A 20,719-nucleotide genomic window follows, 5' to 3' on the forward strand; every position below is an offset into this window, starting at 1 on the left:
AAGCGCCGCGGCCCCCGTGCATCCCTCCGGGATCACCCGCACGACGACCGGCACCGTCGACACCGGCACCTCCAACGCCAAGTCGTCCGCGGGCCACGCCGACGAACTCCCCACCCGCGCGCCAGTCACGGCAGCCATCGAGTGCGTACTCCCCGCACCCGCAGCACCCGCCGTGGATGCCTCACCCGCCGCCGTCACCCTTCCCTCGCAGTCCTCGGCCCCGGCCTCGAACCCGGCACCGGCCCCGGTCCAGCTCCCGGCGCCAGTCCTGGCCACTGCCGGTACGGCGAGTCAGGGATGACCTCGTACTCTCGGCACAGCCACAGCCACAGCCACAGCCACAGCCACAGCCGTATGCGACCGATGCCGGCCGAACGAAGCGCCGCCGACGTCGCAGGTGCCGCGCGACGGTCCCAGGAGAGATGGCCGAACCCCGGTCACACGGGCCCGCACGACGAGTCGACGGCGGCGACCAGGGCTGTCAGTTCACCCGGTAACTGCACCAGGGTGCCGCAGAAGCAGACGAGACGATCGTCCACCGAAGCCGGCGCACCGAGGTCGATCGTCAGGATGGCCGCGACCTCGCGAATCAGTTCACCTGTGGCCGTACCGCGCGCCACCAGGATGCTCACTTCGTCAGGGTCCCAGATGGCGATCTTCGGAAGGTCGTCCGCCACAGAAATCACGATGCACACAGGAATCTCCCCAGGGATGCATGAGGGCATGCAGAAATCCCGCTCCGGGAGGCCAGCGGCATACCGATCGTACCCGCGTGTGTTCACTGCGTGAGAGCTGTTGGGATATCCCATGGAGAGTTGCCAGCCCGGAAACGCCCCTCCGCCACCCAGGCGGAAGGACATGCGCGCCGACAGCAGGACCTGCCGACGTGCGGACAGTCAGGTCGTTCGACTGAGCTGGAGCATCGCTTCGGCGTTCTTGACCAGCGCGCGCTGTCTAGATTCGGGCAACTGCCGGTACAGCTTCAGCAGTTGCGCCTCACGTTCGTCCCCATTGGGTCCGGGCACCGGCCGGCCGACGGAGGCGAAGAACTCCCGCGGTGTGGTCCTCACGCCCCAGCGACGGAACACCTCGACCATCGCACGCAACCGCTCCGGATCGATTCGGGACGTGCCACGCGTCCGGTTCATCCAGGCATTGAGCGTCGGATAGGAGATACCGGCTTCCGCAGCCAGGTCCTTCTGGGTCCTGCCCTGCGACTCACCGAGAAGGCGCTCAAGCAGCGCGGGCAAGTCCTCGCCCTCTACGGCGAAGTCCTGGCCCAGGTCCGGCTCGTCCACGTCGGACGCCCCATTCGGCTGAAAGTTCCTGGTCACAAGCTCAAGCATCGACCATCGACATCTACATGTGCAAGTAGATCGCAGATCGATCGGTTCAGTTTCCGTTAACAGAAAGCATCGTGCCGTACCCAACTGCTACTACACGCCCCCCTCTCTGCACCTTCACACCTTCAGTCGCATCGACAGTGCCGCGCCGGCGACCCTCGACGAGCGCCGTCGACGAGTACCGCCACGAGTACCGCCACCGAGTACTACCGCCGGTTATCGCGGCTTGACGGATCTACATCTACATGCATATCGTAGATGCAATCGATCACCCGATCACCCGATCACCCGATCACCCGATCTCCTGCCGACCTCGCGATCGCTCACACGGCGGCGGAGCACCCGCACGCGATCCACACGCGACCCGCTTGCGACCTGTACGCGACAGCCGGCAGATCAAGCTCCCGCAGTCGAGCACACCCAGACACCCCCGCCCTCGCCCTGCCCTTCGCCCCACCAGCCAATCTACATCTACATGTGTATCGAGTATCGAGTAATCGGTATCGCTGCGAACAGAACACCCGGAACCCGCCAGGCCCCATCCCAGAAGGAGCACCCAGCTCGTGTCCGCACACATCAGACGAGAGACCAGACCGCGTCGGCAGACGGCCCTGCCGACCGGTGGGAACGACCTGGTCGCCGAGGTTGACGGGGCCGACATCGTCGACCGGGCCCGGGCCGGCGACCGCGACGCATTCGCCGCCCTCTACGTAGACCACCAGCGCTTCGTGTACCGGTACCTCCTCTTCCGCACCCGGAACCGGCACCTGGCCGAGGACCTCACCCAGGAGGTCTTCATCAAGGCGCTGCGCCACATCGAGAGCTTCACCTGGCAGGGCACGGCCTTCACGGCATGGCTGCTCACCATCGCCAAGAACCTGCACCTGGACGAGGTGAAGACCAAGCGCTCCCGGCTGGAGACCCTGGTCTCCGAACTGAAGGACGGCGACGCGCACGACCGCAGCGCCGAGTCGGGCGCGCTGCACACCCTGGAGACGATCGAGACCCACGAGGCCGTGTGGAACGCCCTGCACACCCTCAACAGCCATCAGCGGCAGTGCATGGAACTGCGGTTCATCGGCGAGATGTCGCCCGAGGAGACCGCTTTCGCCATGGGACGTACCGTCGGCGCGGTCAAGGCACTCACCTTCCGGGCCAGGCAGAAACTGCGTGCGGCGTCGGAGAGGGAGGCCGCGGCATGAACCGGAACCTGCCCCACGCCGAACGCGTCATCCGTACGGCGCTCTCCGTCAGCACCTCGAACCAGGCCAGGGCGGTTGCCCACGCCCTCGACGTGGCACGTCTGCTGGTGGATCCGGAGCGGACGTTCGGACTCGTCCTGCACCGCACGCCGAGCGGTTCCTGGGCCCGGTTACCCGGGCAGCCGACGGAACTGGAGCAGCAGGCTTTCGCCTGGGACCACGCATGCGAGCGGGCCAGGCTGGTCGCGGCCACCGTCCAGACGCATATCGGCGGACACCCGGACGTCCACGGCATCCGGGCCGACGGAGACTGCGTACGCGTCGAACTCCACGTCACCGACCAGGAGCAGTGGCGGCGGTGGCGCGCGCACTTCGGCATCAGACGCGACGCGGAGACACCCCTGGGGCACGCGGTCGTCGGCGAGAGCCGTCATGCCGGCGTCCGCGTGTCGGTACTCGCGCACAAGCGGCGGCAGACGCCTCGGCCCGCCCCCGTCGCCCAGCTCGACCCCGCCCCACGCTTGTACGAGCACGAGCACGAGCACGAGCACATGCACGAGCACGAGTACCCGTACCGGTACGAGCACGACGGGATCGTTTACAACCTGGCGTTGCCGCAGCGGGACGCACAGGGGGATGTCTGGTACTTCCACGGCGAACGGACACCGGGCGGTATGCCGCTGCTGTCACTGGACGGCCGTTCCGAGCGGTGCACGCTCGCCAATGTGACGTCCCTGCTGGGGCCCCTGGTGGCACTGGAACCGGACATCCCCTCCACTGCGCCCGACAAGGCCGTGACAGCCCGTACGGACGCCTCAGGGGGTACTCCGTCGCTGCCTGAGGCGCGCCAGTCCCGAGCCGTCCGACTCACCACGCCCCGACTGACGGTCGTCCGAACACCGACACCGACACCGGCTCCGACGCCGACAACCACGCCCCCGCCCAGGCACTCGCCCGGGCCCAGGAGACGAAGGCCCGCGCCCGCCCTTCCGTCCTCAGCTGCCCTGTCGTACGTGGCGAGCGGGCCACCCGTACCGAACACCCGGCGCGTAGGACTCGTACGCACAGGACAGGCCACCTGGGAGGCCGCGGACCGGGCCACTGACCGGGCCACCGACCGTGCAGCGGCCCGGGACAAGAAGTGATCAAGTGAGAACGCCGATCACCCGAGCCCTCGCTGGCAGCCGCAGCAGGGCGTGGGAGCTGAACGCCCTGTGCCGGAACGAGGACCCCGAGCTGTGGTTCTCCGACAGAACCCGTGCCATAGCAAGAGCCCTGTGCCATTCCTGCGAGGTCCTCGAGGAGTGCCGGGCGGCCGTCATGCGACGCGAGGACGGACTGCCGAAGTGTGATCGCGGGGGAATCGTCGCGGGCCTGACGGGCCCTCAGCGCCACGCGCTGGAGAAGCGGCTCAAGCGGGACCCCGTACCCACACCCGAGCCACCATCTTCACCCGCACCCTCGCTCTCGTCCTCTCCCTCGTCATCGTCCTCGTCATCGTCCTCGCCGCCGCCCGGACCGCCCCTGCTCCGCAGCGAGCCGGCGCCCTGCGGCACGCGCTCGGCGTACCAGCGACACGTACGCAGGGGTGAGCCCGTGGACGACGCCTGCCGGGCCGCCAACGCCCTGGGGGCCAGCCAGTACCGCCGAACGGGCACCACGCTCCTCCGTCCGACCGGATAGGCCCCGCCCCAGCTTCCCCCGTGCCCGCACGAATCCCCCGCGCTACCGCACGCCCCTCACTCAGTCCGCCCCGCTCCCAGGAGTACCCATGTCCCTTTCCTCACCCTCGCCCCCACCACGCCCGAAACGGTTCGGCCGACGCGGATCCCACGCGTCCGCGGGCCGTTCACGTCGCCCACGTCTCTCACGCAGGTTCTTCGGCGGCCTCCTGCGGACTCCCCCCGCGGCCCCTGACACGACGGACCCGTCGGCGGACCGTCTCCAGCGCCTCTGGAACGACCTGAGCACGTCCAGGGCCCAGACAGCCCGCTGGAAGCGTCACGCCGACGCGTACGCCCGCGAGCGCGACAGCGTGGCGCGCGAACGGGCGTACCTGCTCTCGTGGCTCGCCGCACTGCACCCGTCGTCCGCTGTCGTGTCACGGTCACCGACACTCGACGGCACGACTTCCGACGGCAACGCCCTCGACGACACGGCAGGCAACGGCACGGCAGGCGGCTGGCACGTCCTGACCTTGGTCGCCGGGGGCCGGCCGCTCTCCTGGAGCCTGGCACCCCGGGAGGTCCCGCTCTTCCAACACGTGCGCCAGGCCGGGGACACCGACACGCGCGCGTGGAGGGATGCCAGGGAGATGGAGGCGCAGTACGCCCATATCCACCGCCACACACGCGTGCTGGCGCTGGAGGACGACCTGACCCGGGTCGTCGAGGAACTCCGAGGCAACGACTGACCTGCCCGGATCCCCCGGCCCCTACCCCCGCCCCTGTCTCAACCCCCCGGACTCCGGCCGACAAGCTCGGGAGGCACGTCGACCGGACTGTGAGCGCCCCCCTGCCCATCCCAGCAGGGGGGCGCTGCACGTTCCCTGACGGCCGGTCATCCCCGGGACCCGGAAGCACCCCGTGCGAGCGCGCTCTCTGAGATCACGAGGCCCTGAGGGATCTCACTGCTGCCGCTGGCCGAGGACGCAGAACTCGTTGCCCTCGGGGTCCTCCATGACGACCCAAGACTGCTCGCCCTGGCCGATGTCGACGCGCTTCGCGCCGAGAGCCTCGAAGCGAGCCACCTCGGCGGCCTGGTCATCGGGCCTGAAGTCGAGGTGCAGCCGGCTCTTGGCCTTCTTGCTCTCCTCGACCTTGACGAAGTCCAGGCCCGGCAGTCGATCCGGCGCCGGACGGATCTCGAACTCCTCGTCGGAGGAGTGGACCACGACCCAGCCGAGAGCGTCGGCCCACCACTGCCCCAAGGCCGTCGGATCCGCGGAGTGCACGATTACCTGTTCCCATTCCAAGGTCATCCGCCGAGCCTAGGCTCCCCGGCGTTTCAGGGACAGGCGATTTACACCGAGCCCGAAGACCTTTGAATGCCCCTGAACGCCCGTGAACGCCCCTGAATGCCAAAGACCCCCAAGCCTGCTGGCCTGGGGGTCTTTGAACTGGTGGGGCTAACAGGATTTGAACCTGTGGCCTCATCCTTATCAGGTCGATCTCCCCGGATGGGTCTACCGGGTCGAGCGACCTTCGTCCTGGATCGTTGGTTCGCTGAGGTTCAGCGTTGACCGCCTCGGTCCGCCCCTGTTGGTGTCAGCGACTGGTGTCAGCCGTCACCGGCGAACTTGACGGCTCTCCTCTACAGCAGTAGGGAGCTGCCTCCGCAGGTGTGCTCGCACGAGCAGTAGCACGATGACGACGGTGATCAACTGAGTCGCCGAATCGAGGACTGCCGCGAGGGGTTGGGCGCCAATCACACAGCTAACCACTGCTCCGAGCGACAGCCATTGAGCGTTGTCAGTGGCTCGTGGAACAGTGGTACTAGCGCCATTGCTTCCGGTCGGGAGCGGGGCGTTGTGGGTCGGGTGGGGCATGGGCATGTTCCTCCTGGCTCTCTCGGGGCGCACCCGCCTCTCGCCAAAGTGCCGGGTGCGCCCCGCGCTGTGTCTGGGTCTGTCCTTTCTACGGCACGCCACTGACAAACGAGACGCCCAATTCCACTTAGACGCAGGCAGATTGCACCTGTCCGCCGTTGCACGTGAAATGCGCTCGACGTCAACTGCGCCCCGCAAAGGGACAGTTCCTCTGCTTGGCCCGTTGATAGTGGCATGTCCGTAGCCCTCGCCCAATCTGGTTGTCCACAGGCCCTGGGTACAACCTCGTCACCGCTGTGGAGACTTGACCTGCCGCTGTGCACAACGTGCGGGATAGGCCTGTGGATGACCGGCCGCATTATGCGAGATAGGTCGCCTGACCAGCAGGTTTCCCCCACCCAACCTGTGCAGAATAAAAACTTCCCAAGTAGGGTCAAGATTGCAGCGAACGGTGCGCAGGCGGGCACGCCACGAGACGCAAAGTAAGAGGCAATACTCAGTTGCATCTCTTACGTCCATATGGCGGCCACTCTCTAGTCGAAGACACTCCGTCCATAGCCGTGGCCCGCACAGCCACCTGCACACCCCACAACGGTGCGCTGTACTGCGCTGGCCCCCTTCTCTTCAGCTACTGGCCCACAGGTCGGGGGAGAGAGTTTGAGGTCTGGTGATCTGCGGGGCGAGAGCATGAAAGGGGGCCATTACACTTGACCCAATGGAGAGGGCTAGTTGCCCTCACCGTACGGAGTAGGCTCTCGGCCCCCTTTCTTGCTCTCGGAGGGGCCCCGCAGATCAGCAGACCTTAAAGTCTCGGAGCGACCGACCCAGCCCCGGCCGATCTCGCCCCGTCGCTGCCCGCAGCATCCGGCGGACCGCAGCCGTGGCGTACCTGTTTTTTGATCCCAAAGCGTCGGTTGGGCCTGTTGCGGATCATGCGTGCTGGCCATGAGGTGGTGCCTGCCCCAGGGTGTGGTCTGGTGCTCGGGGATGGGCGGGGAATCAGGATCGTTCCGGTGTATCGGCCCTGGTGTGCCAGAGCGTGCAACGGGGCTATCCCGAGGCAATCTTGGGTGGCGCGGGGCCGGGGGCCGGGGCGCGCGGGCCGAAGGCAGGAGCGAAGCCCCGAGCCCCCGAGCCCGGCGCCGGCCCGCTGTGTGGGCCGATGGGGTGCGAGATCCGTGAGCGGCGGCTAGGAAGCCGGGAGGCCAGCGCAGCCGGATGCCGAAGGCAAGAGCCCCTCGCCCTGGTCCCGTGGTGCCGGGGGCCGTGGGCCGAGGGGCTGTGGTGCTTCCGTTGCGGTCGGTGGAACGTGTGGGAGCTGAGGGCTTCCATGGTGGTGCGGTGGTGCTCTGTCATCTCATAGTGCGCCACGGCTGCGGTCTGCCGGATGCTGCGGGCAGCGACCCGGCGGGACCTCCCCGCCCGAAGGGTGGGGCTTGATGAGGTAGAGAAACCTGTAACAACTCGCTCCGGCCGGTCAGATGGGCGGCCCCTCGCGGCGTGAGCTGACCCGGGCTGAGTTGATCAGGTGGAAGCCGTGTCGGTGTGGAGGAGCCGACTGGTGAAACCTTCACGGCAGAGCCGTTCATACGCCTGAAGCACGTGATCCGGTACGGACTGACTGATCATGAACCCCTGCTCCGGGTAGATCAGCAGGCGCTGAAGTGCACCGACAAGCATGTCGATGACCAGTCGCGCGTCCCCGATGGAATCGACGTACTCGTCGAACGCCATCGGAGTAGAAGCGCTGACGATCTCCACTCTGGGCCACAGCTTGCGCGCGGTGGCGTACGCCCTCCGCTCCTCGTACGGCTTGCTGATCAGAAGCACGGAGGACACGTCTACTCCCGCCTCCTCAAGCACGGCCTTGGAGAAGCGGATGTTCTCGCCGGTATTGCGGGCGTGAGGCTCTACGAGCACCGCTGAGGCGGGCACGCCACGTTCGAGGGCCCGTTCGCGGTAGTGGACCGCTTCGCCCCGCGGCATGCGATCCCGCGTCGTGCGGCTGGTGGCTCCCGTGAACACAAGCAGCGGAGCCATGCCACGCTCGTAGAGGTCTACCGCCGTGTCGGCCACGCCCAAGTCGTGGCTGCCCAAGCCCACCGCGACCGAGCACGGCCGGAGGGCGTGGCCCATCTGGTGGTAGTCCCACAGGCGTCGCGCATCGGCCCATGCCTGCGTCGAGATCATTACTGCCCCTTCTCACCCTTCGCCGAGTCCGGAACCTTGAAGTCGTACTCCCAGGCGAAGCGCGAAGCCGCGTGCACACCGATGGCGAATTCGACCACTGTGCCAGAAGCCGTGTAGGTCGTCCGGTGAAGCTCAACGACAGGTTCGCCCGCGGGGAGCTGCAACAACTTCACCTCGTCCGACGTCGCCGCCCGGGCAAAGATCGCTTCCTTCATGTGGTCGATCTCGTACCCCGCGTCGTACAGAACCCGGAATCCGCCGCCACGGCCGGCCGGTCCGGGAGTCGGGTCCACGATTCGTGTGCCCTCGACGTGCTCAGGGCGGTAGTAGCTGGTCAACGTGTGGGTCGGCTGGTTGCCTTCCTTCACGAGACGCGCTCGGGCATATACCTGCGCCCCTTCGGAAAGGCCATGTGCCGCCGCCACTGCGGGCGGGGCTTCAACGAGACTGACTGTCTGGGTCTGCTCATTCCGGCGGTAGCTACGCCCGGAAGCCACGCGGTCTGCGATGAATGCGACCTCGTCGCCATCCCGCCACTTTGCCTTGTCATACCGGGCGATGCCGAGCCGCTTAAGCGGCACCCGCTGCCGTACGACGGTGCCGTGCCCCCGAGATGAGGTCACAAGCCCTTCCGCCTCCAGGGCCTTGTAAGCCGCATGCACGGTGGACTTCGAACCCTCGCCTTTTGCGACTAGCTCCCTGATCTGCGGAAGCTGCTCGCCTGGCGCGTACTTGCCGCTCGCGATTCCCTCGGCCAGCTTGTCCGCCAGCTCTCGCCACTTGGGCGTCATTCCGTGGCTCCTCTCGTCGAGAACAGTCAAACACAGTCCCAGGACTGTTGACAGTCTCGGGACTGCGTGTCACAGTCTCCCTAAGTCGCTCGCAGTCCCAGGACAGCGAGTGAGTGTGGCCCTTAGGGGCTGTCCTGGCATATCGACTCAGGGAGTACTGCATGCCGTCCTTCAAGATTGATCTTTCGACTGCGGTCGTGATCGTGGCGACCGCCCCGGAAGCGAAGCTGGTCGACAAGCGCACGGGTGAGCGGGCCGTGGACCGGGATTCCGGTGCGGGTCTGTCCACGGTGGGCCTGGTGATCTCCGACGAGGGTGAGGGCAACCTCTACAAGGTCACCGTGCCGGAGACCGGTTACCCCGACGGTCTCCAGCCGGGCTCGATCGTGCAGGTGGTCGGCCTCAAGGCGCGTGACTGGGAGAACGAGTTCAACGGCCAGAAGCGCCACGGCATCTCGTTCCGCGCGGTCGCGATCACCCCGGCGGCCTGACCATGACCGACATCGCGACCTGGTTCGAGCTGGGCGGCGCTGCCGCTGGTGCCGGTGGTCTCGGCTACGCGAAGGTCCGCGCTCCGCGCGTGTACTGGTCGCTGGTCGGGATGCCGGTCACCTGGGGCCGTTTCACCTGGACGTATCGGTCCACGATGGAGGTGTGCGGGCTGACGGTGCAGCCGTCCGGCATGCGTGCCTTCATGACCCGCAACGTGGCTCGCCGTGAGGTACGGCCGTCGGCGCCGAAGGTCCGCCGGGTCCGGGGCACCTCGACCGGTCTGCGCGTGACCCTGCGGCTACCCGCCGGCCTGGAGCCCGCCGACCTCGCCGCATCCTCCGAGCGCCTGCGCCACGCCTGGGGAGTCCGTTCGGTGATCGTGGCGGAGACCAAGCCTGGCTTTGTCGAACTGCGGATGACCGGTTACGACGTGCTGGCGCGGGTCACGATGCCGCGCAAGGCCAAGCCTCGTGACCTGGTGATTCCGGTGGCGCTGCGCGAGGACGGCACGGTCTTCGAGCGGGACTACCGCAAGGTCCCCATGGCGCTGACGCTCGGCGCCAACCAGTCCGGCAAGTCGATGTATCAGCGCAACCTGATCAAGGGGCTGGCTCAGTTGCCGGTCGGTCTGATCGGGATCGACTGCAAGCGCGGTGTCGAGCACGGCCGCTACGCGCCCCGGTTGTCGGCATTGGCGACCACTGCGGACATTGCCGGGCAGTTGATCGATGCGCTGGTCACGGAGATGGAAGAGCGCTTCGACCTGCTGGCCCTGTACGGGGTCTCGGACTTGTGGGAGCTGCCGGCGGACGTGCGGCCGGTGCCGCTGGTCGTGCTGATCGATGAGGTGGCGGAGCTGTTCCTGGTCACCTCGAAGAAGGATGAGGCGGCCCGTGACCGCACGGTCATGCAGCTTGTGCGGCTGGGGCAGATGGCCCGTGCGATCGGCATCTATCTGGAGGTGTGCGGGCAGCGCTTCGGCTCCGACCTCGGCAGGGGCGCCACCGCGCTGCGCGCTCAGCTCACCGGTCGTGTGGTGCACCGCGTCAACGACAAGCAGACCGCCGACATGGGCTTGGGCGACATCGCCCCGGACGCGGTGGTCGCGGTCACCTCGATCCCTCCGGACCGTCCCGGGGTCGCGGTGGCCGGTGACACCTCCGGCGGCTGGTCCCGTATCCGCACCCCCGAGACCACCCCGGACGAAGTAGCCGCCGTGTGCCGCGACTTCGCGCACCTCACCCCGGACCCGCCGTTCCTGGCGCCGTTCCGGCCGGTCAGCCGGGCCGTGCCGCCGATGCCGGCCGCACCGCCGCGGGTGATCCCGCAGCGGACCCCCTGATCCTCGCCCCACCCCACTGCCCGTGCGCCAAGTCCCTACCCCCGCCATGCCCAAAGCCGAGAGGAGATCACTCGTGGCCCGCAAGACCGTCAAGCCCTCCGCGAAGCCCTCCGTCGAGTCGTGCTCGCCCTGTGGTGGCACCGGAGAGGTCTCCCGGACCGTCCGTGTCGGCCGCAAACAGCGGGTCGTGGGTCAGCAGGCCGGCCTGTGCCTGAACTGCCTGGGCTCCGGCGAACTCCCCGCCGACGACTGACACCGCTCGGGACCGGGCGCTGGACAGTTCGTCGCCCGGTCCCGGCCCAACCCCGCGAATGGAGGTGAAGACCCGTGACCCGCACACGCGTGGACGTCGTCCTGATCGTCCTGGCACTGATCGCCGGATCACTGTCCTTCGCTCACCTGCACGACCTTGCCGAAGCAGCCGGACAGACCGGCTGGAAAGCCTGGGCCTACCCAGTCTCCGTCGATCTGCTGCTGGTCGCCGTGCTGCGCCGGCTGCGCCTGGATCAGTCGGTGTCGGCCTGGTTCTGGTTCCTGATCGCCCTGGTCGCCTCACTCGGCGCCAACATCGCCACCGCCGGAGTCCTCGACCTGGAACACGTCCCGGCCTGGCTGCGCATCCTCGTCGCGGGCTGGCCCGGCCTCGCCTTCCTCGGCGGCACCCTGCTCGCCCACCAGCCCACCCCCGCGCCCGACCCGCAACCGGATCCTGAGCCTTCACGGACCGTGGTCGCGGTCGATCGCCCGACGGTGCCGGAGCCCGAACCGCAGGACTCCGCTCCGGAGCCTGTTGCGGCTCTGCCTCAAGCCGTTCCGGCCGTGAGTGTGCCTCCGGCGCTGGTCGACCACGCGCGCAAGGTCGCTGCCGATCATCACGCCCGTACCGGGACGGACATCGACACCGCGACGCTCCGCGCCCGGCTGAGCATCCCGGAAGACCTCGCCGGCGCGATCGCTGCCCAACTCGCCTGACAGACAAGGAGGTTCAGCCCGTGCGCCCGAATCGCTTCTTCCACGTGATCCGTATCGGACCGGTCAAGGTCGGCTCGTTCAACAACGGCCGTGGCCAGACCCGACACACCGCGGCGTGCACCGCGCCCGGCTGTGGCTTCTCGACCGAGCACGACAACCGGTCGGCTGCCGAACTCGCTGCCCGCACCCACCGCTGCCCGGCCTGAGGAGGGCTGTCCCATGCAACTGCCTGACGAACAGTTCCGTGCCGGTCACATCCCCGCGGACCTCTACGACCAGATCCCGCCCGGCACCGACGTGCGCAAGGTCGTGATCGTGCAGGAAGCCCCCCGCTCCTACGCGGGCCCAATCCTGCTCGCCCTCACGATCACCCTGGGCGCGGTCCTGGTCCTGGTCGTGATCGCCTTCGTGGTCCAGATCATCGCCGCGTCCATCGTCGCGGTGCTGTCGGCGAGCTGCGGTCTCGGCTACACCCTCAGCCGCGGCTCCAAGAACCGGGAGTTATCCCGCGCGGGCACCGGCCGGCGCTCCCGCGCGCCACGCAAGTCCCCGGTCCGCTCCCGGCCCGCCCGGTCCCGGAGCCACTACCGCAAGTACTGACCGACCGGGGCGGCCTCAACCGCCAAGTAGTTGCCGCCCCGGACGGCTCCACCTCTTCCCGATCTTCCGATCCGAAAGGGCTCCGTCCATCATGCCTGCCTCCACCTCGAACCCGCCCGTCTGCCGCGACTGCGGCGGCTTCCCCCTCGTCTCGATCACCACCGGCGCCCGTCACCGCGACGGCTCCCGCGTCCTCCTGCGCATCGTCTGCCGGGCCTGCCAGGGCACCGGCCACCCCGCCCCCGCCGCCACGCTCTCCACCCGCAGGTGACCGGCATGGGACTCCTGAACTGGAACTCCGGCCAGCACTTCGACCACGGCGGCGACTGCCCGTGCACCCAGTGCGGCAAGCCCACCCCGCTGCGCTCCCACGACGGCGAGCCCGTCCACAAGGTCTGCGCCGAGGACTGGAACGACCGCACCCCCACCGCCCCGCGCTTCCAGCACGAGGGCCGCGACCTCGGCACCGCCCGCTACCACTCCGACCCGCCGCGCAAGAGCCGCAAGGACGGTGCCCGATGAACGCCACCCTGCGCGTCCTGGACCTCTTCGCCGGCCCCGGTGGCTGGTCCCAGGGACTGCGCTCCATGGGCGTGCGGGAGGTGGGCATCGAGATCGATCCCGCCGTGTGCGCAACCCGTGCCGCCGCCGGGCACGCCACGATCCGCGCTGATGTAGCCGCCTACCCCACCGCACCCCTCCGGGGGAAGGTCACCGGATTGATCGGCTCTCCACCCTGCCAGACCTTCAGCACCGCCGGCCTACGCGCCGGAAACGACGACCTACCCCTGTGCCACCAGGCCCTTGACGACCTCGCCCGCGGGAACGACACCCGCACCGCGCTGCGAGACGCGTGCACCGACCCGCGCTCCCTCCTGGTCGTCGAACCCCTGCGCTACGCCCTCGACCTGCACCCCGACTGGATCGCCCTGGAGGAAGTCCCCGCAGTGCTCCCACTGTTCGAGCACACCGCCCGGCTGCTGTCCGGTGTCGGCTACTCGACGTGGACCGGCGTCCTGAACGCCGCTGACTTCGGCCTGGCCCAGACCCGCCGCCGCGCCTTCCTGATCGCCTCCCGCACCCGCCCGGCCCTGCCTCCGGAGCCCACCCACGCGGACGGCGGCACCCCCGACGACCTGTTCGGCGACGGGCTGCCCCCGTGGCGGACCATGCGCGATGTCCTGGATCTGCCGTTCGGAGTCAAGGTCAACACCCGTGGTGTCCGCTCCACTGACGAGAAGGGCCGGGCGGCCGGCGGCAACGAGTTCTCCGCCGACGGCCCGAGCAACGCGCTCACCGGTCGGGCCCGTTCCTGGAAACTCCGCTCCGGACAGGGCTGGAAGTTGCCCGCCGGTGGCGTTGAACGGTACGAGCGCGCGATCAACGAGCCCTCCTTCACCATCACCGGCTCAGCGAACCGCTGCAAGTGGGTGGCGGACGGGGTCGAGGAGCGCAACCTCTCCTTGGCGGAAGCGGCGATTCTCCAATCGTTCTCTGCCGCCTACCCCTGGGCCGGCTCCCGCACCAAGCAGTTCGAACAGATCGGCAACGCCGTACCACCCTCGCTCGCCACGGCCGTTCTGTGCACCCTCGTGCCCGCGGTCCTGGAGGTGGCCGCGTGAGCGACACCGCCACCCTGGCGGGTCTCGACCCGGCCACCCTCACCGACATGCTGAGGGTGGCCGGCGCCGACGACTTCGACCGCTGGCACGAACAGATCAAGCGCACGGGCGGCTGCTCCGACCCGATCCGCCTCACCGGCGCCACCAAGACCATCGACCCGACGACCAAGACCGTGCTGCACGCGTACTCGACCGAGGGCGAACCGGGCGGCATGCTCCGCATCGCCTGCGGCAACCGCCGCGCCTCACGCTGCCCGTCCTGCGCCTGGACCTACGCCGGCGACACCTACCACCTGATCCGCGCGGGCCTGGTCGGTGACCCAGCCAAGGGCACCCCGCACACCGTGCGCGACCACCCGCGGGTCTTCGCCACCCTCACCGCACCCTCCTTCGGGTCCGTCCACAACCGGCCCAGCAACCGGCCGTGCCGCTGCGGTGCCCGACACGCGGAGGATGCACCGGAACTCGGCACGGCGCTCGATGCGGCGACGTACGACTACGCGGGCGCGGTGCTGTGGAACAACCACGCCTCCGACCTGTGGCGCTACTTCACGATCTACCTCCGCCGCGAGATCGCCAGCCGCGCTGGCCTCACCCAGAAGGCAGCCCACGAACAATCCCGCGTCTCCTTCGGGAAGGTCGCCGAGTACCAAAAGCGCGGTGCCGTCCACTTCCACGCGGTGATCCGCTTCGACGGACCGGACGGGCCCGACTCCCCGCCCCCGCCCTGGGCCACCCTCGACCTGCTCACCGACGCGATCCACGCCGCCGCGGCCCGCGTCGCGGTCGACGTCCCGCCCGCTGGGGATGAGCCGGCGCGCACCCTGCGGTGGGGCACACAGCTCGACGTCCAGCCGATCGGCGCGTTTGGCAACGGCGAGGACCTCACGGAACAGGCCGTGGCCTCCTACGTCGCCAAGTACGCGACCAAGGCCGCCGAAATCTCCGGGGCTGCCGACGCTCCCGTCCACTGCCGCAAATGCCGGGGTAGTGGTCGCTCGGCGGTGTACGACCGCGGCGGTTCAGCGCTCAGTGACTGTGCTGGCTGCCATGGCACCGGCCTGGGTGAAGACCTCGCCCGACTGGAGGTCTCCGACCATGCCCGGCGCCTGATGGCAGCGTGCTTCGCCCTCCAGCCGCTCTACCCGGAACGCAACCTGGCGCGCTGGGCTCACATGCTCGGCTTCCGCGGCCACTTCTCGACCAAGTCCCGCCGCTACTCGACCACCCTCGGCGCCCTCCGGCAGGTCCGTGCCGACTACCGCGCTGCCCAGCAACGCGCCGCGCTCGGCCTGCCCGACCCCGACGACCACCCGGAGGCAACCACTCTCGTGCTCGCCCACTGGACCTACGCCGGCCACGGCTACACCCCCGGCGAATCCTGGTTCGCAGCCAACATCCGCCGGGACATCCAACAGAACCGCGAGACCGCACGCGAGGAACTACCCGCCCTGCTCGATCTGGAAGGAGCCGCCACATGACCACCGCAGCGCCGGAACTGCTCAAGGTGCCGGAGGTCATGGCACAGCTCAAGGTCGGTCGCTCCAAGGTCTACGACCTGATCCGTACGCATCGCCTGGTCTCGATCAAGATTGACGGATGCCGCCGGATCCCGGCTGACGCCGTGCGGGACTTCATCAACGGTCGTCTCGGAGAGGCTGCCTGATGGCCAAGAGGCGCCCCAATGGCGGGGGCACGATCTCAAAGCGGGCTGACGGCCGCTACATGGGCCGCGCGTACGTCACCGACACGGACGGCAACCGCGTCCGCAAGACCGTCTACGGCGCCACGTGGGACGAGGCCAACGAGAAGCTCGGCAAGCTCCAGGACCAGGAGCGCCACGGCGTCCCCGTACCTTCGCGTACCTGGTCGCTCGGTGAGTGGTTGGCCTACTGGCTGGAGCACATCGTTGAGCCGGACTCCGAGCACAACACGTACGTCAAGTACGAGTCCAAGGTCAGGCTGTATCTGGTGCCGCATCTCGGCAAGAAGCCACTGATCAAGCTGACTCCTGCTCAGGTACGCGCCTTCATGGCCACGCTGAAGCGGGAGAAGGTACCGGCGCCCACGCGCTTCGAGGTGCTCCGTGTGCTCCGGAATGCCCTCAATCGGGCCATCCGCGAGGAGCTGCTGACGCGCAACGTCGCGCTCCTGGTCGACATGCCCAAGGTCAGCAAGGACAAGGGACGGGCCTGGAGCGCTCGTGAGGCGATTGCCTTCCTGCGATCCACCCGCGCTCACCGCTTCTACGCGGCCTGCGTCCTGGTCCTCGTCCTCGGGCTCCGTAGAAGTGAGGTACTGGGCCTGCGCTGGCAGGACATCGACTTTGAGGGTCGGCAGTTCACACCGACCAAACAGGTGCAGCGCGAGAAGGGGAAGGGCTTGATCCTCAAGGATCTCAAGACGGAGTCCTCAACGGCCGTGCTGCCTCTTCCGGAGTTCTGCGCCCGTGCCCTGGAAGAGCGCCGGACACTGCAAGATCTAGAGCGGCAGATCGTCGGTGACGCCTGGCAGCAGGAGCCGGACCATGACGTGATCTTCTCGTCGGAACGCGGCGGGCTGACGGACCCGGTGGGCTTCTCCCGAGCCTTCAACGCCCTCGTGAAGCGGGCCGGCGTGCGTCGGATCACGGTCCGGCTCGCTCGGCACACCTGCGGGACCCTGCTCGCCTTCCTGAAGGTGCATCCCAAGGTCGCGCAGACGATCCTTCGGCACAGCCAGATCAGCATGACCATGGACGTCTACACGCACGTGGTCGGCTCCGACCAACGGGAAGCAACCGCGATGCTCGCCGAGCTGCTGGAAGATCCGCTCATCGGCTGATCGCTGCCGTTGGTGTCAACCGGTGGTGTCAAAAGGCCCCCAGCCTGATCGACTGGGGGCCTTCTCGCATGTGGGGCTAACAGGATTTGAACCTGTGGCCTCATCCTTATCAGGGATGCGCTCTAACCAACTGAGCTATAGCCCCGCCGCGCTCTGCGGTGTATGTCCCGCGCGCTGACCTCTGAAGATTAGCGCACGACGGGGCCAGTCCCAAAATCGGTATCCGGGGCCCGCCCCGGCCTGCCCGGACCGTCCGAGAACGCACGCGCCGATCACACGGGAAAGCACCCACCACGTGCGCGAGAGCGCACCCCGACCGGGATGCGCTCTCGCCGTGGAGCAGTGGAGCAGTGGAGCCGTGGAGCCGTGGAGCCGTGAAGCCGTGAAGCCGTGAGGCCCTGATGGAGCCGTGGTGACAACGTTTACTCGTCCTCGGCGAGCGTGAGCTCGATACCGCCGACGAAGCCCGCGGAGAGGTTGTAGATGAACGCCCCCAGGGTGGCGAGCGCGGTGGCGAGCACGACGTCGATGACGGCGATGATCGACGTGAAGATGAGGACGCGCGGCAGCGACAGGAACGACTGCAGGTCGAAACCGTTGGACTCGTTCGAGCCGGTCGCCTCGGAGATCGTGCCGCCCACGGTGGAGAAGACGCCCATGGCGTCCATGACCATCCACAGCACCGCGGCCGCGACGATCGTGCAGATCCCGAGCGCGATGGAGAGCAGGAAGCTGACCTTCATCACCGACCACGGGTCGGCCTTGGCCACGCGCAGCCGGGCCTTGCGCGTACGGGGCGTGGTGCGCGCCCCGGTGCGCGGCCTGCGGACGGCGCCGGCGGCGGGCGCCGTGTGCGCCGCGTACGCCTGCGGCGGGTGGTACGGCTGGGCGGCCTGCTGCGGCTGCCGCTCGCCCGGGAGGGGCGAACCCGGCGCCGGCGGCACCGCCGTGCCAGAAGATGCCGCCGGGCCCGGAGGCACCGGCGAGCCTGGGGCCGCACCGGCCGCGTACTGCGGCGTCTGTGGGCCTCGGGTGTCCGTCACAGTTCCCCCCTGGGATCCATGAGAGTCATGGGAGTCAGTCGCCTCCGTGGCGGAGCCACGGCCGCCGTCCGTTTCCGTATCGGTCGAACCGGCGCCCGTGGCTCCGCTCACGATGACTCACTCCTCGCGCTACTCGTCCGAGGACGGCTCGCCCTCGTCCGTGCCGGCGACCGTCTCGACCTCGTCCGAGTCGTCGACCACCCCGTCGACTTCCTCGGCCTCGCGACCGGCCTCGGCGTTACGTGCGATACCGACGACGGCATCGCGCTTGCCCAGGTTGATCAGTTGAACGCCCATGGTGTCACGGCCCGTCTCCCTGACCTCGTTGACTCGCGTGCGAATCACACCGCCGGACAGTGTGATGGCGAGGATCTCGTCCGTCTCCTCGACCACCAGCGCGCCGACGAGCGAACCGCGGTCCTCGACGATCTTGGCGGCCTTGATACCGAGGCCACCGCGACCCTGGACGCGGTATTCGTCGACAGCGGTCCGCTTCGCGTACCCACCGTCTGTGGCAGTGAACACGAACGTACCGGGTCGAACAACATTCATCGAGAGCAACTGGTCGCCCTCGCGGAAGCTCATCCCCTTGACGCCCGAGGTGGCACGGCCCATGGGGCGCAGCGCGTCGTCCGTCGCGGTGAACCTGATCGATTGGGCCTTCTTGCTGATCAGAAGCAGATCGTCGTCTGCCGAAACCAGCTCGGCTCCGATCAGTTCGTCGTCGGAACCGTCCTCCGTCTCGCGGAGATTGATCGCGATGACGCCGCCGGAACGCGGTGAATCGTAATCCTTCAGGGATGTCTTCTTCACCAGCCCGCCCTTGGTGGCGAGGACCAGGTAAGGCACCGCTTCGTAGTCGCGGATCGCGAGGATCTCGGCGATCGCCTCGTCCGGCTGGAAGGCCAGCAGGTTCGCGACGTGCTGGCCGCGCGCCTCCCGCCCGGCGTCGGGAAGCTCGTACGCCTTCGCCCGGTAGACGCGGCCCTTGTTCGTGAAGAACAGCAGCCAGTGGTGCGTCGTCGACACGAAGAAGTGGTCGACGATGTCGTCTTCCTTGAGCTTCGTCCCGCGTACGCCCTTGCCGCCGCGCTTCTGCGAGCGGTAGTCCTCGGCCTTGGTGCGCTTGATGTAGCCACCGCGCGTGATGGTGACGACGATGTCCTCCTCGGCGATCAGGTCCTCCATGGACATGTCGCCGTCGAAGGGCACCAGCTTGGAGCGGCGGTCGTCACCGAACTTGTCGACGATCGCGGTGAGTTCCTCGCTGATGATGGCGCGCTGCCGCTCGGGCGAGGCCAGGATCGCGTTGTACTCGCGGATCTTCGCCTGCAGCTCGTCGTGCTCGGCGACGATCTTCTGGCGCTCCAGGGCGGCGAGCCGGCGCAGCTGCATCTCGAGGATGGCGTTGGCCTGGATCTCGTCGATCTCCAGGAGGCCCATCAGGCCCTCGCGCGCGATCTCGACGGTGTCGCTGCGCCGGATCAGCGCGATGACCTCGTCGATGGCGTCCAGGGCCTTCAGGAGGCCGCGCAGGATGTGCGCGCGCTCCTCGGCCTTGCGCAGCCGGAACCGCGTACGCCGGACGATGACCTCGATCTGGTGCGTCACCCAGTGCCGGATGAACGCGTCGAGCGACAGGGTGCGCGGCACTCCGTCCACCAGCGCCAGCATGTTGGCGCCGAAGTTCGTCTGCAGGTCGGTGTGCTTGTACAGGTTGTTCAGGACGACCTTGGCGACCGCGTCCCGCTTCAGGACGATGACCAGGCGCTGGCCCGTACGCGACGAGGTCTCGTCCCGGACGTCGGCGATGCCGCCGATCTTGCCGTCCTTCACCAGGTCGGCGATCTTCTGGGCCAGGTTGTCGGGGTTGACCTGGTAGGGGAGCTCGGTGACCACCAGGCACTGGCGGTTCTGGATCTCCTCGACCTCGACGACCGCGCGCATCGTGATGGAGCCACGGCCCGTGCGGTACGCCTCCTCGATGCCCTTGCGGCCCACCACGAGGGCGCCGGAGGGGAAGTCGGGGCCCTTGATGCGCTCGATCAGCGCGTCCAGCAGGTCCTCGTGCGAGGCCTCGGGGTTCTCCAGGTACCACTGGGCGCCGGAGGCGACCTCGCGCAGGTTGTGCGGCGGGATGTTGGTGGCCATACCGACCGCGATGCCCGCCGAGCCGTTGATCAGCAGGTTCGGGAAGCGGGCGGGGAGGACGGTCGGCTCCTGGGAGCGGCCGTCGTAGTTGTCCGTGAAGTCGACGGTGTCCTCGTCGATGTCGCGGACCATCTCCATGGACAGCGGCATCATCTTGCACTCGGTGTACCGCATGGCGGCGGCCGGGTCGTTGCCCGGGGAACCGAAGTTGCCGTTCGAGTCCACCAGCGGCATCCGCATCGACCACGGCTGCGCGAGGCGGACCAGCGCGTCGTAGATCGAGGAGTCGCCGTGCGGGTGGTAGTTGCCCATGACGTCGCCGACGACGCGGGCGCACTTGTAGAAGCCCTTCTCGGGCCGGTAGCCGCCGTCGTACATGGCGTACAGGACGCGGCGGTGGACGGGCTTGAGACCGTCCCGTACGTCGGGCAGCGCACGCGACACGATGACGGACATCGCGTAGTCCAGGTACGAGCGCTGCATCTCGGTTTCGAGCCCGACGGGCTCGACCCGCAGCGTGGTCTCGCCCTCTTCCAGGGGAATGCCCCCGGGGATGCCCGGACCGGTGGGGGAAATGGGTGTCTCGTCGGTCATTGCTGGT

Annotated in this window: 23 protein-coding genes, 1 tRNA gene and 1 pseudogene; 16 read left to right on the forward strand and 9 right to left on the reverse strand. The window is 68.2% G+C overall.

Annotated features, from left to right (window positions below; genetic code table 11):
* Nucleotides 1-437: 437 nt before the first annotated feature.
* Together IE278_RS11430 and IE278_RS11435 are read right to left on the reverse strand one after the other, a co-directional pair.
* Complete coding sequence (locus IE278_RS11430; protein ID WP_246570253.1) at nucleotides 438-677, reverse strand: hypothetical protein; 240 nt, start codon at nucleotides 675-677, stop codon at nucleotides 438-440.
* Between the two features lie 219 nt (nucleotides 678-896).
* Entirely contained in the window at nucleotides 897-1,298 is a 402-nt protein-coding gene (locus tag IE278_RS11435) for a helix-turn-helix domain-containing protein (RefSeq protein WP_246570254.1), read from the reverse strand.
* Nucleotides 1,299-1,906: 608 nt separating this feature from the next.
* Between IE278_RS11435 and IE278_RS11440 the strand changes: the two genes are divergently transcribed.
* The 3 genes and pseudogenes from IE278_RS11440 to IE278_RS42195 all read left to right on the forward strand — a co-directional run.
* Complete coding sequence (locus tag IE278_RS11440; protein WP_246570255.1) at nucleotides 1,907-2,545, forward strand: RNA polymerase sigma factor; 639 nt, start codon at nucleotides 1,907-1,909, stop codon at nucleotides 2,543-2,545.
* Nucleotides 2,542-3,690, forward strand: a complete 1,149-nt coding sequence (locus IE278_RS11445) for a BN159_2729 family protein (RefSeq protein WP_189771340.1) — start codon at nucleotides 2,542-2,544, stop codon at nucleotides 3,688-3,690. The genes IE278_RS11440 and IE278_RS11445 overlap by 4 nt, the downstream gene beginning before the upstream one ends.
* A 4-nt stretch (nucleotides 3,691-3,694) precedes the next feature.
* Nucleotides 3,695-3,886 (forward strand): annotated as a pseudogene (locus tag IE278_RS42195) (WhiB family transcriptional regulator); the annotation flags it as partial.
* A gap of 44 nt (nucleotides 3,887-3,930) precedes the next feature.
* Here the strand turns inward: IE278_RS42195 and IE278_RS42200 are convergent.
* A complete protein-coding gene (locus IE278_RS42200) occupies nucleotides 3,931-4,203 on the reverse strand; it encodes a hypothetical protein (RefSeq protein ID WP_246570270.1) in 273 nt (90 codons plus the stop codon).
* Nucleotides 4,204-4,580: 377 nt separating this feature from the next.
* On the opposite strand from IE278_RS42200, the gene IE278_RS11455 reads away from it, so the two are divergent.
* A complete protein-coding gene (locus tag IE278_RS11455) occupies nucleotides 4,581-4,958 on the forward strand; it encodes a hypothetical protein (RefSeq protein ID WP_189771343.1) in 378 nt (125 codons plus the stop codon).
* Between the two features lie 213 nt (nucleotides 4,959-5,171).
* Here IE278_RS11455 and IE278_RS11460 read toward each other — a convergent pair whose 3' ends face one another.
* The 3 genes from IE278_RS11460 to IE278_RS11470 all read right to left on the reverse strand — a co-directional run bounded on the left by IE278_RS11460 (nucleotide 5,172) and on the right by IE278_RS11470 (nucleotide 9,073).
* Nucleotides 5,172-5,525 (reverse strand): VOC family protein, encoded by a 354-nt coding sequence (locus IE278_RS11460; RefSeq protein ID WP_189771345.1) that lies wholly within the window; start codon nucleotides 5,523-5,525, stop codon nucleotides 5,172-5,174.
* Between the two features lie 2,091 nt (nucleotides 5,526-7,616).
* Nucleotides 7,617-8,282 (reverse strand): YdcF family protein, encoded by a 666-nt coding sequence (locus IE278_RS11465; protein ID WP_189771347.1) that lies wholly within the window; start codon nucleotides 8,280-8,282, stop codon nucleotides 7,617-7,619.
* Nucleotides 8,282-9,073: a GntR family transcriptional regulator gene (locus tag IE278_RS11470; RefSeq protein WP_189771349.1), complete on the reverse strand. Its 792-nt coding sequence runs from the start codon at nucleotides 9,071-9,073 to the stop codon at nucleotides 8,282-8,284. The genes IE278_RS11465 and IE278_RS11470 overlap by 1 nt, the downstream gene beginning before the upstream one ends.
* Nucleotides 9,074-9,234: 161 nt before the next feature.
* On the opposite strand from IE278_RS11470, the gene IE278_RS11475 reads away from it, so the two are divergent.
* From IE278_RS11475 to IE278_RS11530, 12 genes are all read left to right on the forward strand, one after another.
* The gene (locus IE278_RS11475; RefSeq protein ID WP_189771351.1) at nucleotides 9,235-9,564 is read left to right on the forward strand and encodes an SCO3933 family regulatory protein; all 330 of its coding nucleotides are present in this window, start codon (nucleotides 9,235-9,237) and stop codon (nucleotides 9,562-9,564) included.
* A 2-nt stretch (nucleotides 9,565-9,566) separates the two neighbouring features.
* Nucleotides 9,567-10,907: an FtsK/SpoIIIE domain-containing protein gene (locus IE278_RS11480; protein WP_189771353.1), complete on the forward strand. Its 1,341-nt coding sequence runs from the start codon at nucleotides 9,567-9,569 to the stop codon at nucleotides 10,905-10,907.
* Nucleotides 10,908-10,980: 73 nt separating this feature from the next.
* Nucleotides 10,981-11,160: a hypothetical protein gene (locus IE278_RS11485; RefSeq protein ID WP_189771355.1), complete on the forward strand. Its 180-nt coding sequence runs from the start codon at nucleotides 10,981-10,983 to the stop codon at nucleotides 11,158-11,160.
* A 74-nt stretch (nucleotides 11,161-11,234) separates the two neighbouring features.
* Nucleotides 11,235-11,879, forward strand: coding sequence for a DUF2637 domain-containing protein (locus IE278_RS11490; RefSeq protein ID WP_189771356.1), 645 nt, complete (start codon nucleotides 11,235-11,237; stop codon nucleotides 11,877-11,879).
* A gap of 20 nt (nucleotides 11,880-11,899) precedes the next feature.
* Nucleotides 11,900-12,085, forward strand: a complete 186-nt coding sequence (locus IE278_RS11495) for a mobile element transfer protein (protein WP_189771357.1) — start codon at nucleotides 11,900-11,902, stop codon at nucleotides 12,083-12,085.
* A 13-nt stretch (nucleotides 12,086-12,098) separates the two neighbouring features.
* The gene (locus IE278_RS11500) at nucleotides 12,099-12,479 is read left to right on the forward strand and encodes a hypothetical protein (RefSeq protein WP_246570256.1); all 381 of its coding nucleotides are present in this window, start codon (nucleotides 12,099-12,101) and stop codon (nucleotides 12,477-12,479) included.
* Nucleotides 12,480-12,570: 91 nt separating this feature from the next.
* The gene (locus tag IE278_RS11505; protein ID WP_189771358.1) at nucleotides 12,571-12,750 is read left to right on the forward strand and encodes a hypothetical protein; all 180 of its coding nucleotides are present in this window, start codon (nucleotides 12,571-12,573) and stop codon (nucleotides 12,748-12,750) included.
* A gap of 5 nt (nucleotides 12,751-12,755) precedes the next feature.
* A complete protein-coding gene (locus tag IE278_RS11510; protein WP_189771359.1) occupies nucleotides 12,756-13,001 on the forward strand; it encodes a hypothetical protein in 246 nt (81 codons plus the stop codon).
* Entirely contained in the window at nucleotides 12,998-14,101 is a 1,104-nt protein-coding gene (locus tag IE278_RS11515; RefSeq protein ID WP_189771360.1) for a DNA cytosine methyltransferase, read from the forward strand. The genes IE278_RS11510 and IE278_RS11515 overlap by 4 nt, the downstream gene beginning before the upstream one ends.
* Nucleotides 14,098-15,582 (forward strand): replication initiator, encoded by a 1,485-nt coding sequence (locus IE278_RS11520; protein WP_281403147.1) that lies wholly within the window; start codon nucleotides 14,098-14,100, stop codon nucleotides 15,580-15,582. Before IE278_RS11515 ends, IE278_RS11520 begins: the two co-directional genes overlap by 4 nt.
* Nucleotides 15,579-15,767 carry a helix-turn-helix domain-containing protein gene (locus IE278_RS11525; protein WP_189771361.1) on the forward strand — a complete coding sequence of 63 codons (189 nt, stop codon included), beginning with the start codon at nucleotides 15,579-15,581 and terminating at the stop codon, nucleotides 15,765-15,767. Before IE278_RS11520 ends, IE278_RS11525 begins: the two co-directional genes overlap by 4 nt.
* Nucleotides 15,767-16,924, forward strand: coding sequence for a tyrosine-type recombinase/integrase (locus IE278_RS11530; RefSeq protein ID WP_189771363.1), 1,158 nt, complete (start codon nucleotides 15,767-15,769; stop codon nucleotides 16,922-16,924). Before IE278_RS11525 ends, IE278_RS11530 begins: the two co-directional genes overlap by 1 nt.
* Before the next feature lie 71 nt (nucleotides 16,925-16,995).
* Here the strand turns inward: IE278_RS11530 and IE278_RS11535 are convergent.
* The 3 genes from IE278_RS11535 to gyrA all read right to left on the reverse strand — a co-directional run bounded on the left by IE278_RS11535 (nucleotide 16,996) and on the right by gyrA (nucleotide 20,712).
* Nucleotides 16,996-17,069: transfer RNA gene (locus IE278_RS11535), tRNA-Ile, on the reverse strand.
* A 277-nt stretch (nucleotides 17,070-17,346) separates the two neighbouring features.
* Nucleotides 17,347-18,078 (reverse strand): DUF3566 domain-containing protein, encoded by a 732-nt coding sequence (locus tag IE278_RS11540; protein ID WP_189771365.1) that lies wholly within the window; start codon nucleotides 18,076-18,078, stop codon nucleotides 17,347-17,349.
* Nucleotides 18,079-18,096: 18 nt separating this feature from the next.
* The gene (gyrA, locus tag IE278_RS11545; protein WP_189771366.1) at nucleotides 18,097-20,712 is read right to left on the reverse strand and encodes a DNA gyrase subunit A; all 2,616 of its coding nucleotides are present in this window, start codon (nucleotides 20,710-20,712) and stop codon (nucleotides 18,097-18,099) included.
* Between the last annotated feature and the right edge of the window lie 7 nt (nucleotides 20,713-20,719).

The organism is Streptomyces tauricus (assembly GCF_014650955.1).
In the GTDB taxonomy this organism is placed as follows: domain Bacteria; phylum Actinomycetota; class Actinomycetes; order Streptomycetales; family Streptomycetaceae; genus Streptomyces; species Streptomyces tauricus.